The organism is Pirellulales bacterium, assembly GCA_035546535.1.
In the GTDB taxonomy this organism is placed as follows: Bacteria; Planctomycetota; Planctomycetia; order Pirellulales; family JACPPG01; genus JACPPG01.
In genome coordinates this window covers 1-13,871 of record DASZWQ010000194.1, presented here as the reverse complement: position 1 = coordinate 13,871, position 13,871 = coordinate 1, and the positions used below count along the sequence as shown (strand labels likewise).

Genomic DNA, 13,871 nt, shown 5'->3' with positions numbered 1-13,871 from the left:
TTGGCAGGGCCAAGGTCAATCGGGGGCCGGATTGCCGCAGAAAAGTGAGAAAAACGGGCCCTTGCGAGGGGCACGATGCGAGAAGATGGTTGGTGCACGAGCGGCCGGACGATCCTACAGCATGTCAAGCGGATCGACGTCGGCGATCCACTGCACGTCGTCCGCCGGTGGCAGTTCTTCCTGGGCGCGGCGGATCGCGGCGCGCAATGCCTCGGCGTCGGTGCCCTGCAATTGCAGTTGAAAGCGGTACTTGCCGCGCAGCTTGGCGATGGGCGCGGGAGCCGGCCCCAGGATGCGGGCGCCCGACGTCTCGGGCATAAGCGACCGCGTGGCGCTTGCCGCAATAGCCGCGGCAAACTCCTGGGTGATCGTCTCGCGCGTTCCGCGGACTACGACGCGCACCATGGCCGCAAATGGCGGATAGCCCAGCATCCGCCGCAGCGGCAATTCGCGGTCGGCGAACGCCGCATAATCGTGCCGCACTGCGGCCAGAACGGCCGGATGATCGGGGCTGAACGTCTGCACGAGGACCCGGCCTCCCCTGGCGCCGCGGCCCGTCCGTCCGGCGACCTGCACGAGCAACTGGAACGTGCGTTCGGCCGCGCGGAAGTCTGGCAAGTGCAGCGCCGTGTCGGCGTTAACCACGCCGACCAAGGTCACGTCGGGAAAATCCAAGCCCTTGGCGATCATCTGCGTGCCGAGCAGGATGCGCACCTCGCCACGGCGGAACGCCGCGAGCGCGCGTTCGTGGCTGCCGGGCGACTGCATGGTATCGGTATCCATGCGCAGAGAGGGCATCTCGGGAAAGCGCGAGCGCACTTCGGCTTCCAGCTTCTGCGTACCCAAACCCCGATAGCGGATACCCGGCGAATCGCAATGTGGGCAGACATGTGGCGCCGCGATCTCGTAGTCGCAATAGTGGCAGAGCGCGATCGCCCGTTGCCAATGATGCGTGAGCGCGATGTCGCAATGCGGGCAGCGGACGACTTCGCCGCAGGCCGGGCATTGCAAATGCGTCGAATAGCCGCGCCGGTTCAGCAGCAAAATCACCTGGCCGCCGTCAGCCAGCGATTCTTGCATCGCCAGCCGCAAGGGACGACTGAGCGCACCCGCCGCCGGCCCACGCTCGAACTCGTTACGCAGATCGATCGTGCGCACGTCGGGAAGCGGGCGATCGAGCACGCGGCGCGGCATCTCGACCAGTTGATAGGTGCCACTTTTTGCTAATTGCCAGCTTTCCAGCGAGGGAGTGGCCGAGCCCAGCACCAGCGGCACGCGCTCGGCCCGCGAGCGCTCGATCGCGACATCGCGCGCGTGATACCGCGGGGCACTGTCTTGCTTGAAGGATGCCTCGTGCTCTTCATCGAGCACGATCAGCCCAAGGCGCGGCACGGGAGCGAATATCGCGCTGCGCGCGCCGACCACGACTGGAACTTCGTCACGCGCGATGCGCTCCCAGTGCCAGCCGCGCTCGGCGTCGGTCATGTGGCTGTGCAGGACGGCGACCTCGCCGAAGCGAGCCCGAAAGCGCTGTTCGGTCTGCGGCGTCAGGCTGATCTCGGGCACGAGCACGATCGCCTGCCGGCCGTACGAGACGACTTCCTGGATCGCGCGAATATAGACCTCGGTCTTGCCACTGCCGGTAATGCCATGCAGGACGATCGTTTGCTGTTGCTTGGCTTCCAGGGCCGCCATGATCGCGGCCAGGGCGCGCTTTTGATCGTCGTTGAGCGGGTGATTTTCCTCGCGCTCGGCCTGTGGCTTCGCATAGTCCTCCTGACGAATCCTCGCCACGTCGGCGCGAATCAGCCCTTTGCGGCGCAGCGCTGTAATCGGGGCCGAAGTACAGGAGAGCGTCTCGATCAGTTCCGATTGCAGAACCGGTTTGCCCATCGCTACCAGGTGCCGCAATATCTGCAGTTGCTTGGCCGGCAGACGCAAATCCTCGAGCCGAGAAATGGTCTCGGGCGGGACGGACAGAATCGTGGCCCGGCGCGTACCCGCCTGGTGTCGCACGGCGGCTGGCAGCATGGTGTCGAGCGCCTGCGTCCAACTGCACAGATAACGCTCGGCGATCCACTGGCTGAGCCGGAACATGGCGGGACTGAGCAGGCATTGCTCGTCGACGATCGCCGACAGCTCCTTCAATCGGCGGTGTGACGTTTGCTGCGACAACCCCACGCAGTAGCCGATCCGGGTGCGATTGCCATGGCCGAGCGGGACGCTCACGCGGCAACCGACTTGGACCCGGTCGCGCAAGCTATCCGGCACGCGGTAATCGAGTGGCTCGGTCGGCCCGATCGACAATAACACCGACGCCACGAGCGTCTCGCTCGAATCGTCCAACTCCCAATCGGGCGCGGCGCTGTCGAACAATTCTTGCTGGTGGCCGGCTTTCAATCTTGTCTTCCCGCGCGAGGAGTCGCTCGTCAGTGGTCGTGAACAGGTTGCTCCGTTACGATACGGCACTGAAGATTTTACGCTTCCCGGAGCTTGCGAGCCCTTCAAAAGGGCTGGTCATGACCGTTTGGTGTTCGATTTCAATATGGGGCTGCCGTCGGCGTCCTGCAACCGCCCCACGAGGTGTCAACGAATGCGACTAGGCTTGCTCGGTGGCTCGTTCGACCCGGTCCATTATGGGCATCTGCTGCTAGCAGAATGTTGCCGAGAACAATGCGGGCTCGACGAAGTTTGGTTCCTGCCGGCGGCCACGCCGCCGCACAAGCAGGGGCGGTCGTTGACCTCGGCCGCCGAGCGCATGGAGATGCTGGAACTGGCGATCGGCGGGCAGGCAACGTTTCGCGTCTGTCGCGCGGAGATCGACCGGGGCGGCGTCAGCTACACCGTCGACACACTGGCGAGTTTGGTCGAGGAGGATACGTCGCGACAACTCTTCTTCCTGCTTGGCGCCGACTCGCTCGATGATTTGCCGCATTGGCGCGAGCCGGCCAGGATATGCCAACTAGCGACGCTGGTCGTTGTGGGGCGTCCAGGGGCTCCTGCGCCCCATTACGATGTGCTCGCGCCGATCGTCCCGCCGGCGCGGCTGGAAGGAATCCGCCGACACCAGGTCGAAATGCCTCCGCTAGGGCTAAGCAGCAGCGACATCCGCCAGCGCGTGGCGGCTGGTCAAAGCATTCGCTACCGGACCCCCCGGGCCGTGGAAGCCTACATCCAAGCGCACAAACTGTATGGAACGCCCGAAGTCAGTCGGCCGGAGAGGCACGGCCAGTGCTAACGGTGCGAATCTCGAAGCCGCAGGCACCGGCGGCGTCACGCAGCGTGTCGCTCGTCGAGAAACTGTTGCACGGCCGAATCGATTGGCGCCGGTTGATGAGAAGTTGCGTCGTCTTTGCCACGCCGCTGGCCTAGCTCGCGAGATAGCACGCCGGCGACAACGTCTAATTGGTCGAGCGGGCTACTGGCGAGATCGAGAAACAACCATTTCTCGCCTTTGATTTCGCAGCCGGCTCCTGGCCCGTCCAGCCAGTCTTGGCGGACGCGATAACCGAGCCCTTCGGCCGCACGGAGCGCCCTTTCCAGCAACTCGACTGTGTGCATCCCAGCTTCTCCAAGCCGCCTGGCGAATCCTTTCCGGGGGCGACCGCGACGCGGGGCGGATTATAGCGGCTTGCGTTTCAGTTGCCCAGTCGAGCACGACGATAGGAACCAAGTAATTAACTCTTGACGGATCAATGAGTTAGTCCTTCAGGCGGCGCAAGCCAGCGAAACCGGCGCGACGGGAAAAGGGCTTCCGTATGTGCGGCATCGGGCCGCGGCACGCCCGGCGCAAAACGGGTCGACTTTATCGACCGAAGGTAAATCCATGGGCGGTGGGAAAGAAGCAAATCTGGAACAGCAGGTCGCCGTGCTCAAGGAGCGCTTGGCCCAAGCGCAAAAGCTGACGGCCCTCGGCGAATTGGCCAGTACCACCACGCACGAATTCAATAACGTTCTCACGACGATCATCAATTACGCCAAGCTGGGTTTGCGTCACAAGGACGTGGCGACGCGGGAAAAGGCCTTCGAGAAAATCCTCTCGGCGGGCACGCGCGCTGCCAAGATCACGAGCACCATTCTTGGTTTCGCGCGCAACCGCACCAACTCGTTCGAAGCGACCGACATGGTCAAGCTGGTGGAAGACACGCTCCTGCTTTTGGAACGCGAACTGAACAAGTATCGAGTCACCGTCGAGAAGTATCTCGAACCGGTCCCCCCGGCGCTGACGAATCCCAACCAGATCCAGCAGGTGCTCTTGAACTTGCTGATCAACGCCCGGCAGGCGATGCCCCAGGGGGGGCGCGTCGTCATCAAGCTTTCGCATGATCTCGAAGCTGGCACCGTGGACCTGCTCGTCCGCGATACGGGCTGCGGCATGACTCCCGAGGTCATGCACCGCATATTCGATCCTTTCTTCAGCACCAAGAGCGGGCCCGACGGCAGCGGCAAAGGGGGGACAGGTCTCGGCCTGTCGATGTGCCGCGAGATCATCGAATCTCATCACGGTCGGATTCGCGTCGATAGCACGCCGGGCAAAGGGACGGCATTTACGCTGAAGCTGCCGGTCGCCCAGGACGCGTTGCCGCTAGGATTTGCCAGCCAGAGTTCGCTCGCAACTTCCCCGGCGCCGGCCTCGCCCGCATCTTAGTGCGGCATGGGCTGAATGGGGATGGGCGTAGCGCACTCGCCTGGGCCGGGCGCTCCTAATCGCTTCAGCAAGTCGGCAATCATCCGCTGCTCGAGCACGGCGTCCCGCCCCAGCGGAATCCACCCGAGTGTGAACGGCTGAGGGCCGATCGGGCCGCGCGCGCGGCCATAAGTGGGGAAGCTGTCGAGCGTGGTCGTCGGACCTTGCGTCTGATCGTTGTAGCGATCGAGCGAGTCGTCGTTACGAAACGTCGCATCGCCCGCGTTGGCATGGTCGGGACGCCGCAGATCTTCCAGTTCTTTGTACACTGCGACATCGACCATGTAGCCGCCGTTATCGGTCGGCACGACCTGGATGAGCGCGCGGCGGCGAATCGTCTGGTACGTAGATTCCAAGCGCTCGTAAAAGCCGACGGAATCTTTGCGCCACGGTTCTAATAACGTGGCGCCAAGCTCCGGAACGGTGTCGATGCGTCCGAGGGTCAACATATTGTCGACCAGGCGGACGCGATCTTCCGACTTAATGTCGAAGTAGTCGTCAACGACCGCCACGAGCTGATCCCAGAAAACATCACGGTCAATCGGCGGCGCAAGCACTGGGTTGGGAAACAGCGGCGGTGGCGTCTTAACCGTGGCGCAGCCGGTCAGCACTGCAAAGAGCCAGATTGTGCAGACGACGTAGCGCATAGTCTTTCCCAGGTCGCTAGGGCGCGCACCGCAAGGCGCCAAAGGCTGGCTCGATTTCGAAGGAACTGCAAGAAATGCGTCTGAACGACTCGGAATAGGCCGCGTAGTCTGCCGCATGGGGAGGCCGCCGGCAATATCATCCTCAACATGCCAGCACTCCGCTGGCCTTCAGATTGCGCGATTCTGGTAAAACAGGAGGCTTGGCGGAGTCCCTTCATCGACGTCGGACGCCGCGAAGTCCTAGGAGTTTCACGCCTCCTGCTATCGACCATCCCGACGGGAAACTCCAGCCGTCGCGGCTGGCAAGGGGAAGCGTCGGCGATCGATCAGGCCTGCACTGGGGGACAGGGTAGCTCGATCGTGAACGTGGTGCCGCGTCCGACTGCGCTATCGACGCGAATCCGCCCCTGATGATCGTTGATGGTCCCGTGGACCAGGCTCAGGCCCAGCCCCACCCCTCCGTTGGTTCGCCGCATCGTAAAGAAGGGATCGAAGATGTGCAGGAGCGCCTCGCGGGCGATGCCTGGCCCGTCGTCGGCAATGGTCACCTCGTAATGCTTATGGCAGGCCAACGTGGCGACACGAATCGTGATCGGACGTTGATGCGACTCGATCGAGTTGCGCAAGACATTAGTGAGTGCTTGCTCCAAGGCGATAGGATTCATGAGCACCGTCCCCACGGACTTACCCAGGGCGGTAATCACTTGCGCGCCGCGTTCCGCCGCATACGCTTGCGTGCGCCGCACCGCATCATTGACAACCTCGTTCAACGGATGCAGGGACTTCTCCGTGGGTTCCTGCCGGGCGAAGTGCAAGACGTTCTTGACGATCCGCCCGCAACGCTGCGCGTCGGCCTTGATCCCTGCCAGGCATCGCACTACGGATTCGGAGTCTTGAGCATCGTGCGCGGCCATCGCCATCTCGGCTGCGAGCAGGATGGTGCCGACGGGATTGTTGATTTCATGCGCGATCCCGGCCGCCAGCGTGCCCAACGATGCCAGCCTCTCCGCCGAGCGCAGCGTCTGTTGCGAGGCTTCCAAGGCGCGGGTCCGCGAACGCACCAGTTCTTCCAGGTTTTCTCGGTAGCGGGCCAGCTCCTCTTCAGCCGCGCGTCGCTCGGCAATATCTTCAAGAATGCCGATGTATCGCTGCGGATCGCCGTCCTGACCACGCACCAGTGCCGTTGTCAGCCGGCCCCAGATCACGCGACCATCCTTGGTCAGATGCCGTTTCTCGCGGGTGTAGTAGGGAATGTCACCGCGGGTTAACGCGGCCATCTTGTCGCGGCCCTCGGCGAGATCATCGGGGTGGGTAATGTCGTAGGGCGAGATGGTCATCAACTCGGCCTCGGAATAGCCCAGCATTTCGCGCAGCGCGCGGTTGGCCCTTTGCACGCGCAATTTGCTGTCCAGCACTACCATCCCGACAGGAATCGACTCGAAGGCCATGCGAAAGCGCTCTTCGCTTTCGGTGAGCTTCAGTTGGGCCAGCTTTTGATCGCTGATGTCACGGATTAGCGTCAGCAGCGTGCGCACCGTGCCGTCGTCGGACACTTCGGGAATGTGGCGCGATTCGAAATATCTAGGTTCAGTCGATCCTTGCCATACAAAGTCGCTTTCCACGGTTTGCGCCGTGTCGAAGGCGCGGTGACGGTCGCGGTCCCAAACATCCAAAAGCTCGTCGGGAAAATTCAACTCGCGGCTGTTCTTGCCCAGGAATTCCTCGCGCGGCAAGCCAGTAATCTCCTCGACGCGCCGGTTCACGTACAAATAGCGTCCCGCGCGATCGACTCTGGCAATGATGTCGGGCACGTTGTCGGCCAGCGAGCGCATTTCGTCGTCGCGCTGGCGTAGCTCTTGCTCGACGCGCTTTTGCGGCGAAATGTCGTAGCTGATTCCCAGCACTTCCCGTACCTGGCCATGTTCGTCGAGCATAGGGACGTAGTGCGCGATGTAATGCGCAGTCCCGAGCGGGCCGCTGAAAGAACACTCGGCCCTCTGCGGCAAACGCGTCTCGATAGCCTGGCACAATAGCGGCAAATAAATTTGCGTGAATTGGGCCGGTAGCAAGTCCTCGTCACGGTAGCCGATGGCCTCTTCTTCCGTGCGGCGCAGCAGCTGAGCCATCGTCCGATTGATGTAACGAAACCGCCGCTGGGCATCATAGATAACGCACGGCGTTGGCAAGCTATCGAAGATCAGGCGAAATCGTTCTTGCGAGGCTCGCAGGGCATCGTCGACTGCTGGCGCTTGCTGAGAGAAGCTATTCATGCAAATGCCTGTATTTTCCATGCACCAAAACCCGAATTCGGTTCGGTCAATGTACTCCGACGCGCGGAAATTTTCATGTAGCGTATCCCTTCTATAAGCGATTCGAACGCAAGATGGGGTCCAGTGCATCCACTGGCGCGCATCGACCCGGTACGAGCACGTGCTTTGTTCTGGCGAGAGCCTTCACCAGCTGCGCTCACAATCTGGCAAGCATGCCCCGCCGCGTTCGAAGGCTCGGAGGAATCGGGCCGGCTCTAACGGATGTTCGGGGCGGGCGCGACGCAAAACCGCTGCGCCAAGGGCTTGCAGGCGCCGGTCGCCGACAGCAAGGTCACGATCAGCGGCGTAAAATAGGTAGTCCGGCCAACGCGGCACTCGTCGCGGGTCAGCATAGTCCAGCGTCCCTCTTCAGGGAGGGTGAACGAAAGCTGGTGTGCGCCGACGCCAGGCGACGAACGAAGCAGATTTTTGGGAGATGGATTCGATGGCGGAACTGCTTAATAGCAATCCCGCGAGCGGCGGGCCGGGCATTCCGCCACGCTGGACGCGCGCCAACAAGGACGGTGTCGGTACCGCCTACTCCGATCTCAGCCGCGTGTGGTTCACGATCTCGCGCGGGACCGTCAATGAAGTGTCGTTTCCGACGATCGATCGTCCCCAAATTCGCGATATGCAGTTACTCGTCACCGACGGCGAGACCTTCTTCCACGACGGGCGAAGGCATGCCAGTCACCAGGTCGAGGCGGTGGCGCCGCACGCACTCGGCTACCGCATGAGAACGCACTGTCCCGAGGGGCGCTACACGCTCACACGCGAGGTCATCAGCGATCCGCACCGGCCCTGCCTGTTGATGCAGGTCCGGCTCGACGCGCCGGACGAGATTCTTCACAAGCTGCAACTATACGTGCTGCTGGCGCCCCACTTGGACGTCGGCGGCTGGAGCAACAACGGCAATGTCGCCCTCACGCCCCAGGGACAAGTGCTGACCGCGCACAAGAACGGCATCTGGCTGGCCCTGCAAGCGACCGTACCGTTTACGAAAACCTCGTGTGGGTACGTCGGCTCGACCGACGGCTGGCAGGACCTGGCGCGCGACTTCCACATGGACTGGCAGTTCGACTCGGTGACCGATGGCAACATCGCTCTCACCGGGCAATTGGATCTCAGCGCTACGAACGAGTTCACCATGGTGCTGAGCTTCGGCTATAGCCTGCACCAGGCGCTGGTCGCGCTGGCGCAGTCGATGAGCCAGCCGTTCGACGATCATCGCCAACGGTTCATTGAGCAATGGAGCCGCGCGGCTGACCATTTGCGCTGCGAGCCGGTGGCGCAGGCGGGTGATGGCGGGAACCTGTACCGAATGAGCCACTGCCTGATTCTCGCCCACGAGGACAAAATCTACGACGGCGCCACCATCGCCTCGCTGAGCACTCCGTGGGGCGAAGTGATGAGCGACGACGACCTGGGTGGCTACCACCTGGTCTGGACGCGCGACATGTGCAATAGCGCTACAGGCCTGATGGCGGCCGGTCACCATACGCCGCCTTTGCGAGCGCTGATCTACCTGGCTTGCTCGCAATGCCCCGATGGCGGCTTTTACCAGAATTTCTGGATCAGCGGCGAGCCGTACTGGCGGGGCGTGCAATTGGACGAAGTGTCGTTTCCCATCATGCTCGCCTGGCGCCTGCACGAGGCGGGCGCGCTCGATGGCTTTGATCCCTGGCCTATGGTCCGCATCGCGGCGGGCTACCTCATCGAGCACGGTCCAGCGACCCCGCAAGAACGCTGGGAAGAAAACGGCGGATACTCGCCATCGACGCTGGCCTCGAACATTGCCGGCCTGGTTTGTGCCGCGTGCTTTGCGCGCGAGCGCCGCGACGAAGTGACTGCGCGCTTCCTGGAAGACTACGCCGACTTTCTCGAATCACACGTCGATCGCTGGACCGTCACCACCGCAGGCGAGCTGGTGCCAGGCATCCGCCGACACTTCATTCGCATTCACCCCGTGGCGCCCGGTGACCCGCACGCGGACGAAGATCCCAATCATGGTTGGATCGAACTCCGCAATCAGCCCCCCGGGGCGCCTGCGGGCCATCCAGCGAAGAATATTGTCGACGCCGGTTTTTTGGAGCTAGTCCGTTATGGCATCCGCGCGCCGGGCAGCGATTTGATCGAAGACTCCTTGCGTGTGATCGATGCTACGTTGCGTGTCGATACGCCATACGGCCCTTGCTGGCACCGGTACAACAACGATGGCTACGGTCAACGACTTGACGGCGGCGCCTTTCAGGGTTGGGGACACGGTCATGCCTGGCCCCTGTTGACTGGCGAGCGTGGGCATTACGAGCTGGCTGCGGGGCGCAGCCCCACCCCGTACATTCACGCGATGGAAAAATTCGCCACCGCCACCGCTCTGTTGCCGGAACAGGTTTGGGACCAGCCGGATATTGCGCGGTCGCTACTGTTCTTCGGCCGGGAGACCGGCGCCGCGATGCCGCTCGTGTGGGCGCACGCTGAATACATCAAGCTGGTGCGTTCGGCGGCCGATGGTCGAGTCTTCGACCTCCTGCCGAAGGTTGCCGAGCGCTACTTGTCCGTAACCTCGCGGGAACCGATCGAAATCTGGAAGTTCAACCGCCAGCCGCGCTTCGTGGCGGCGGGAACACGGCTGCGCGTTATCACGCGCACACCGTTTCGTTTGCATTGGACTGTCAACGAGTGGCAGCCTGCCATGGATACCGACTCCACGCACACCTCGGTCGGGCAAAACTTTGTCGACATCCCCGTTGCCGAGGGGCAGAAAGCACCGGTCCGCTTCACGTTCTACTGGCTGGATGCCGGTCGCTGGGAAGGGCGCGATTTCCTGGTCGAGATCGCTTGAAGCAGCTCACCGACGCGGCTTTCAAGTGCCCGTCGTCGGCCCGCGTGTTTTGGCCACGTGGCCCCTGCTCTACTGTCCTGCCCCGACGACGGGTTCTTGGGCCAGGCCGACCGTCCGATCGTAATCGACAGACAGCGTGACGGTCTTCTCTTGCCAACTGACCGAAGAGCGCATCGCCGGCGCGGCAGGAACCTTCGACGCTCCTGGGCGAGTAACCTCTGACGCGGGTTGCAAGAGATGTAGCCCAGCCAACAGATGTTGCACGCCGATCGAATCGCGCGGGATCCGTATCAATACGAGTGGCAGCGCGGCATCCGCCCCACTCGGCAGCGCGGCGAATTGCGTCGTTTGGCCGCTCTCACGGCTGATCCGCACGCTGTCGGTTGCGGTGCGGAAACGGACCCGCTCCCAATGCGTCTGATAGGTTTTGGACGCGGCTGCCAGGAAGTCGTTGAGCGTTGCGTTCACGACCTTGGCTGAATCCCCCAGCTCGCGGTCGAACGCGGCGCAAATGGCTTCGACCACGTGCTCGGAACATTCCTCTTCGGCCGCTTCGTGACTATCGGCCACCTTGCGATGCGCAACGCGCTCGGCAAATTTCCCCAGCAGCTTCGGTTGCTGGCGCGCCGTAATCTCCTTGAAGATCATGTCGCTTTCGGCCGTGCAGGTGGCCGGCAAGCTCGTCACGCCGGCAGTGTCGAAGAATAAGCGTTTCACCGCATGAAATGTCACGGTGGCGTCGCTTTCGATTTGCACGCGATGCGAAGTCCCCGAGCCCTCCAGTCGCGCCACGCCGTTCACATGCACGTCGATCGCGGCATGCCGATCATCGGCCACGGGCACGATCGTCAGCTTTCCCTCGACATGGGCTTGCCCGTGCACCGGGATATTCAAGAGCGTGTCTTGAAATGGTCCGTCGACGACAAGGTCGCCCGGCCGCGCGTAGCTCAGTGCCTCGGAAGAGAGTCGACAGTCGAAGTCGCCCAGCAACGACAGCACTGCGAGGGCCGTCTTCGTTCGCTGTTGTAAATGTTCGCCACACGCTGAATTGGTCCAGCGAACGCCCAGGACAAGCTTGCTTCCGCTCGCCGGGGTGGCGTGCTTGCTGCCGTCCGCGTCCACGGCCGGCTCGGCCCCGACAGTGTTTGTCTGCCAGAGCAGCGTGGCCATCAGGAGAATGCAGCAGCATGCGATGGAGTTGGCTCTCGACCCGTTTGCGGAGCTAGACAGGGACCGCGTAAGGGCCCAGGAGGGGAACATGGGACGCCTCGACTCTGTTTGGTGCAAATGCCCTGTAGGCGTTTGCGACTCTCCATTTATTTCCGTCGACATTCGACGGTTCACAAAATGTTAGATGCAACTCCTGACCGCAAAGTCACCACACTGGCTTCGCATTGGTCGCTGGCGGCCGCGGCGAAAGTTGATTCCCAGGCAATGCAAACACAATGCCATCGCGCAGCGCGACCCCCGCGGGTTACCCGATGCAACGTAGGAAGAGCAAGCAATAGAAGAGTTAAAGACGTGAGACGCGGCAGCGGAGATCTGCTGCATCTAAATTCACAATAAGCACGACTTGAAAAAAAGGATAGAGCCGGCTGCGCTTTTTCGAGCCATGGTGTCGCCACACTTCGTGACGCGATTCACAAGCCGACTTCTCGACAGGGATCGGTGTGAACGAATAGCACGGCACGCGCTTGGCGTCGGCGCCCGCGCACAGAACCCCCCGCGCGCACTCTCTTTGGATGCGAAGTGATTGTGGCAGAGAACTGCCGCTACTTAGCCGCCGCTTGCTGCACGGCAGGCTGCGCCGGCGTTAAACCGGGCGCGGCTTTGAAGGAGGCAATGAGCGCCCCGTCGGCCGCGTTCCAGACTCGCACTTCGCCATCGAAGCTGCCAGTGGCCAGGCGCTTCGTGGCGTCGTTATACGATAGGGAATAGACCCAATCGGCGTGCCCCTCGTAGTTGCGGACGTGCTTCCGCTCGCCGGCTTCGAACTGGCGGGCCGTCTTGTCGGCCGAGCAACAATAAACCTGGCCGCCTTGGATCGTGATGTCGTAGACCTCCTGACCGAAGCCGGCGATCTCGCCCACCTTGGCCGCGTCGGCTGTCTTCCAGACGTGGATCTTTTTGTCCCGGCCGGTGGAAAATACCTGGCTCGAATCGGCGTTGAAGGCAACGCCAAACACCTGCTCGCCATGGCCAGGGTACGTGAGCAGCGATTCCCCCGTCGCGGCATCGAACAGCTTCGCCGTCTTGTCCCGGCTGGCCGAAGCGAGGCGGGTGCCGTCATGGTTCCAGGCCACGGCCATGACCCAATCGGCATGATCCTCGATGACCCGCTCTTCCTTGCCGGTGGCGACGTCGTAGAGGCGAATCGAACGATCGGCCCCGCAGGCAGCCAGTTTGTTGCCGGCCGGGTTGAACGCCACGCCCCAAGCCACGTCCGACATCGAACCCAGCTGCCGCACGATCGCGCCGTCCGCCGGGTTATAGAGCGTGACTTCGCCCGACTGCCCCGGCATCCCCCCGGCAGCGGCCAGTAGATTGCCGTCCGGGCTATAGGCCAGACCGAGGGTCCGCTGCGGCACATTCTTGATCCTACGCAGCAGGGCGCCGCTCGTGGGATTCCAGATCGTGATCTCGCGGTAGCCGCTGGCGGCCAGTTCCTGACCGTCGGGCCGGAAGGCGAGCGCCGTCACCGGTACGGCCACGCGATAGCTTTCGGGCGGGGCGGGATGCGGCTGCCGCGGCACGATCGACGCCAAGAGCGCCTTCGGATCGGGCGAGTCGAATTTGGCGCCCTCTTCGATCCAACGGCGGACCGTGGCCACCTGCTCGGCCGAGAGTGGGTCGCCATCCTTCGGCATGCGTTCGCCTGTGTCTTCCGAGGCGATGAGCCGCAACAACTCGCTCTCGTCGGGCTTGCCGGCTGTCACCGGCGCGGAGCTGCTGGCGCCCGGCTTCGACAAGAGTTCAAACGACGTGATCTGGTAGTCCCCCTTGGGGTCGCCCGGGCCGTGGCAGGCCTGGCACTTCTGGACAAGGATCGGCGCGACGTCTTTTGTGAAACTGACGGGAGCAGGCGCCGCGGCGGCAGGTTCGTCCGCGCGAGCGGCCTGCTGGCAAGTCCACAGGCAGCCGCTCAGCAGGAGAAGTGCGGAAAAGAGTCGCATATTTCTAACCTCGCCTCGGATTCGATCCGGTCCAATTCGTGGGGGCTCTCGGAATGGCGTTCCGTCGTGAGCCCTTAGTTCGAGTTTCGCAGTTTAGGCCGCCAGAGCGGCCGTGTTTTCCAGGAGGTCGAGGACTTTTCGGCTACCTTGGCCGCCGAGTCCCCATGAGGAAACTTGTTCGCGGAGGCTGCATCGTCGCAAGGTGCCCAGCAT

General features: G+C 62.7%; 9 protein-coding genes. 3 read left to right on the top strand and 6 right to left on the bottom strand.

The genetic code is table 11. The annotated features are described in order from the left end of the window. Positions 1–114: 114 nt before the first annotated feature. Complete coding sequence (priA, locus tag VHD36_22555; GenBank protein ID HVU90130.1) at positions 115–2,400, bottom strand: primosomal protein N'; 2,286 nt, start codon at positions 2,398–2,400, stop codon at positions 115–117. Positions 2,401–2,593: 193 nt separating this feature from the next. Between priA and nadD the strand changes: the two genes are divergently transcribed. Next, positions 2,594–3,238, top strand: coding sequence for a nicotinate-nucleotide adenylyltransferase (gene nadD, locus VHD36_22550; GenBank protein ID HVU90129.1), 645 nt, complete (start codon positions 2,594–2,596; stop codon positions 3,236–3,238). A 35-nt stretch (positions 3,239–3,273) separates the two neighbouring features. On the opposite strand, the gene VHD36_22545 is transcribed toward nadD, so the two are convergent. Further along, positions 3,274–3,561, bottom strand: a complete 288-nt coding sequence (locus tag VHD36_22545) for a hypothetical protein (protein ID HVU90128.1) — start codon at positions 3,559–3,561, stop codon at positions 3,274–3,276. Between the two features lie 265 nt (positions 3,562–3,826). On the opposite strand from VHD36_22545, the gene VHD36_22540 reads away from it, so the two are divergent. Next, a complete protein-coding gene (locus VHD36_22540; GenBank protein ID HVU90127.1) occupies positions 3,827–4,648 on the top strand; it encodes an ATP-binding protein in 822 nt (273 codons plus the stop codon). Here VHD36_22540 and VHD36_22535 read toward each other — a convergent pair. Continuing rightward, complete coding sequence (locus VHD36_22535; GenBank protein ID HVU90126.1) at positions 4,645–5,334, bottom strand: hypothetical protein; 690 nt, start codon at positions 5,332–5,334, stop codon at positions 4,645–4,647. The two genes, VHD36_22540 and VHD36_22535, sit on opposite strands and share 4 nt — an antisense overlap. A gap of 326 nt (positions 5,335–5,660) precedes the next feature. Next, positions 5,661–7,604: a PAS domain S-box protein gene (locus VHD36_22530; protein ID HVU90125.1), complete on the bottom strand. Its 1,944-nt coding sequence runs from the start codon at positions 7,602–7,604 to the stop codon at positions 5,661–5,663. A 484-nt stretch (positions 7,605–8,088) separates the two neighbouring features. Here VHD36_22530 and VHD36_22525 point away from each other — a divergent pair, with 484 nt between their 5' ends. After that, entirely contained in the window at positions 8,089–10,485 is a 2,397-nt protein-coding gene (locus tag VHD36_22525) for a glycoside hydrolase family 15 protein (GenBank protein HVU90124.1), read from the top strand. Between the two features lie 69 nt (positions 10,486–10,554). Here VHD36_22525 and VHD36_22520 read toward each other — a convergent pair whose 3' ends face one another. Next, positions 10,555–11,655: a hypothetical protein gene (locus VHD36_22520; protein HVU90123.1), complete on the bottom strand. Its 1,101-nt coding sequence runs from the start codon at positions 11,653–11,655 to the stop codon at positions 10,555–10,557. A 602-nt stretch (positions 11,656–12,257) separates the two neighbouring features. After that, on the bottom strand, positions 12,258–13,658 hold the full coding sequence (locus tag VHD36_22515) for a c-type cytochrome domain-containing protein (GenBank protein ID HVU90122.1): 1,401 nt from the start codon (positions 13,656–13,658) through the stop codon (positions 12,258–12,260). Between the last annotated feature and the right edge of the window lie 213 nt (positions 13,659–13,871).

Bases quoted from the DNA above. Each gene is read 5' to 3' on its own strand.
- nadD (HVU90129.1), top strand. From the start codon at position 2,594: ATGCGACTAGGCTTGCTCGGTGGCTCGTTCGACCCGGTCCATTATGGG.
- VHD36_22530 (HVU90125.1), bottom strand. From the start codon at position 7,604: ATGAATAGCTTCTCTCAGCAAGCGCCAGCAGTCGACGATGCCCTGCGA.
- VHD36_22545 (HVU90128.1), bottom strand. From the start codon at position 3,561: ATGCACACAGTCGAGTTGCTGGAAAGGGCGCTCCGTGCGGCCGAAGGG.
- VHD36_22520 (HVU90123.1), bottom strand. From the start codon at position 11,655: ATGGCCACGCTGCTCTGGCAGACAAACACTGTCGGGGCCGAGCCGGCC.
- VHD36_22525 (HVU90124.1), top strand. From the start codon at position 8,089: ATGGCGGAACTGCTTAATAGCAATCCCGCGAGCGGCGGGCCGGGCATT.
- VHD36_22515 (HVU90122.1), bottom strand. From the start codon at position 13,658: ATGCGACTCTTTTCCGCACTTCTCCTGCTGAGCGGCTGCCTGTGGACT.
- VHD36_22535 (HVU90126.1), bottom strand. From the start codon at position 5,334: ATGCGCTACGTCGTCTGCACAATCTGGCTCTTTGCAGTGCTGACCGGC.
- VHD36_22540 (HVU90127.1), top strand. From the start codon at position 3,827: ATGGGCGGTGGGAAAGAAGCAAATCTGGAACAGCAGGTCGCCGTGCTC.